Annotated in this window: 1 tRNA gene and 2 rRNA genes; all 3 read right to left on the bottom strand. The window is 53.0% G+C overall.

From position 1 onward, the window contains the following. Positions 1-3: 3 nt before the first annotated feature. The 3 genes from BLU89_RS20900 to BLU89_RS20890 all read right to left on the bottom strand — a co-directional run bounded on the left by BLU89_RS20900 (position 4) and on the right by BLU89_RS20890 (position 3,383). Positions 4-80: transfer RNA gene (locus BLU89_RS20900), tRNA-Met, on the bottom strand. Between the two features lie 130 nt (positions 81-210). Continuing rightward, a 5S ribosomal RNA gene (rrf, locus tag BLU89_RS20895) occupies positions 211-325 on the bottom strand. Positions 326-549: 224 nt separating this feature from the next. After that, positions 550-3,383 (bottom strand): 23S ribosomal RNA (locus tag BLU89_RS20890). Positions 3,384-3,679 lie beyond the last annotated feature (296 nt).

The raw sequence follows: 3,679 nt of genomic DNA, 5'->3' as shown, positions 1-3,679 counted from the left end.
TTTTGGTTGCGGGAGTAGGATTTGAACCTACGACCTTCAGGTTATGAGCCTGACGAGCTACCGGGCTGCTCCATCCCGCGACACTGTATTTGACCTACCGCTTACGCTACTTGAGGCCTTGCGTTGGTCTACGGCCTGTTTGGCTACTTGAGACCTGGTCGTGTTTTATTTGATCGTTTAGAGAGAAGTTTGATTGAGGGCTTTTTCTAGGTTTGGCGGTGACCTACTCTCCCGGGGCTTAAGCCCAAGTACCATTGGCGCGGCAGTGCTTAACTTCCGGGTTCGGGATGGGACCGGGTGTTTCACTTGCGCTATGACCACCAAACCGAGGAAAAGCCCTACGTCGCGACTTTGCGAAGCAAAGCGCGACGGGCAGGAGGCAGCGTATTCGCGAAGCGGATGCGCGTTCCTGCACGGTTATATATTCAATCAACACCGCAGCGTGTTGCTGCGAAGTTATCCATGGTCAAAGGTGTGTATGTTTTTGGCTTATTTGTTCGCCTACCGCTTCGCTACTTGAGGCGGTTGGCAGTCTTTCCATTACTGGATCAAATCAAGCCTATCGGGCGATTAGTACCGGTCAACTGAACGCATTACTGCGCTTACATCTCCGGCCTATTGACGTGGTGGTCTTCCACGGCCCTCAGGGAGACCTTGTTTTGAGGGGGGCTTCCCGCTTAGATGCCTTCAGCGGTTATCCTGTCCGATCATAGCTACCCTGCACTGCTGCTGGCGCAACAACAGGTCCACCAGTGGATCGTTCACCCCGGTCCTCTCGTACTAGGGGCAACTCCTCTCAAGTCTCCTACACCCACGGCAGATAGGGACCGAACTGTCTCACGACGTTCTAAACCCAGCTCACGTACCTCTTTAAACGGCGAACAGCCGTACCCTTGGGACCTGCTCCAGCCCCAGGATGAGATGAGCCGACATCGAGGTGCCAAACACTGCCGTCGATATGGACTCTTGGGCAGTATCAGCCTGTTATCCCCGGCGTACCTTTTATCCGTTGAGCGATGGCCCTTCCACTCGGGACCACCGGATCACTATGGCCGTCTTTCGACTCTGCTCGACTTGTCAGTCTCGCAGTCAGGCTGGCTTCTGCCATTGCACTCAACGAGCGATTTCCGACCGCTCTGAGCCAACCTTCGCGCGCCTCCGTTACGCTTTAGGAGGCGACCGCCCCAGTCAAACTACCCGCCACGCAGGGTCCCGGATCCGGATAACGGACCGCGGTTAGACATCAAGAGTGCGAAGGGTGGTATCTCAAGGGAGGCTCCACAAAGACTTGCGTCTCTGCTTCAAAGCCCACCACCTATCCTGCACATCACAATCCTGATGCCAGTGCGAAGCTGTAGTAAAGGTGCACGGGGTCTTTCCGTCTAACCGCGGGAAGCCTGCATCTTGACAGGCAATTCAATTTCGCTGAGTCGATGTTGGAGACAGCGGGGAAGTCGTTACGCCATTCGTGCAGGTCGGAACTTACCCGACAAGGAATTTCGCTACCTTAGGACCGTTATAGTTACGGCCGCCGTTTACCTGGGCTTCAATTCAAGGCTCTCACCTCTCCTTTTAACCTTCAGGCACCGGGCAGGCGTCAGACCCTATACGTCGTCTTGCGACTTCGCAGAGCCCTGTGTTTTTAATAAACAGTCGCCACCCCCTGGTTTGTGCCCCCAGCCCCTAGTTGCCTAGGAACCGGGCCTCCTTCTCGCGAACTTACGGAGGTATTTTGCCGAGTTCCTTCAACATCGTTCTCTCAAGCGCCTTGGTATTCTCTACCAGTCCACCTGTGTCGGTTTAGGGTACGGTCTTATAGGAGGGCTATTTCCAGGAACCTCTCAGCAGCCCATTCAATCCGATAAGGATGAACTACCTCTGAGATCCGTCACCACTCCACGGCCTAGGAATATTAACCTAGTTCCCATCGCCTACGCCTTTCGGCCTCGGCTTAGGGGCCGGCTTACCCTGCTCAGATTAGCTTTAAGCAGGAACCCTTGGACTTTCGGCGAGAGTGTCTCTCACACTCTTTGTCGCTACTCATGTCATCATTCTCACTAGTGATCTCTCCACGGGATCGCTCACGCGCCCGCTTCATCGAAAAGACTCGATCCTCCAAGGTGCCCCGAAAGACACTAAAGAGGATAAGTCTTATGTCACACTACGCTCTGCTACCATGCCTTACGGCATCCTAGACTTCGGCTCATGGCTTGAGCCCCGTTACATCTTCGCCGCAGGACAACTTATTTAGACCAGTGAGCTGTTACGCTATCTTTAAATGATGGCTGCTTCTAAGCCAACATCCTGGTTGTTTTGGTCGTCCCACCTGCTTTCCCACTTAGCCATGAATTGGGGGCCTTAGTCGTAGGTCAGGGTTGTTTCCCTCTCCACTACGGACGTTAGCATCCGCAGTGTGTCTGCCATCTAGTACTCCCGGGTATTCGGAGTTTGGTTAGGATCAGTAAGCCTGTGGGGCCCCATTACCCATCCAGTGCTCTACCCCCCGGGGTATTCGGATGACGCTCTACCTAAATAGATTTCGCAGAGAACCAGCTATCTCCGAGTTTGATTGGCCTTTCACCCCTAGGCACAGCTCATCCCGATCCTTTTCAACGGATGTGGGTTCGGTCCTCCAGTAAGTGTTACCTTACCTTCAACCTGGCCATGCCTAGATCACTCGGTTTCGGGTCTGATCCCACGAACTCATGCGCCCTATTAAGACTCGCTTTCGCTACGCCTACACCTAACGGCTTAAGCTTGCTCGTGAGACCAAGTCGATGACCCATTATACAAAAGGTACGCCGTCACCCCGCAAGGAGGCTCCGACTGATTGTAGGCGTTCGGTTTCAGGTACTGTTTCACTCCCCTCGTCGGGGTGCTTTTCACCTTTCCCTCACGGTACTGGTTCACTATCGGTCAGCAAGGAGTACTTAGCCTTCGAAGGTGGTCCTCCGATCTTCAGACAGAATTTCACGTGTTCCGCCCTACTTAATACGTCCGATCATGCTTCATATACGGGACTGTCACCCTCTATGGTCCTGCTTCCCAACAGGTTCTATTCACACTCACGGCTCGGCTGGTCCCCGTTCGCTCGCCGCTACTAGGGGAGTATCAATTGATTTCCTTTCCTCCGGGTACTTAGATGTTTCAGTTCCCCGGGTTTGCCTTTATAACCCTATGTATTCAGGTCATAAATACCTGGTTTACCTCATTATTGATCACCCCGAAGGGTAACAATAACAAAGTATCAGGTGGGTTGCCCCATTCAGAAATCCATGGATCAAAGCTTATTCTCAGCTCCCCATGGCTTATCGCAGAGTATCACGTCTTTCATCGCCTCTTGCTGCCAAGGCATTCACCAAACGCCCTTCTCGCGCTTGATTTGATCCAGAAAAAGAAAGACACACTTTAGTGTCCTACCGCCTATTCGGCTACTTGAGGACGTTTAACCGCCCACAACCGAAGCTGCGTCAGAACATATGTCGATCGAGACCGCCCAGCTGGTAACTAAAGGCAGTCATTCTTCTGAACCAAAAACATACATTTCCCGCCCCCGCCACTTGGACGAGGACAATTGAGCAACCCCATATGGTCTCTCAGCCGTGCAGCTGATCAACGCAGGTCGCTCGGGTTAGTATATTAGACTTGGACAACTCTGTTCGTTTCAGTCGTGATACGC

Origin of the sequence: Ruegeria halocynthiae (assembly GCF_900106805.1) — a bacterium.
Lineage (GTDB): Bacteria > Pseudomonadota > Alphaproteobacteria > Rhodobacterales > Rhodobacteraceae > Ruegeria > Ruegeria halocynthiae.
This window is presented reverse-complemented; position numbering and strand designations above follow the sequence as displayed.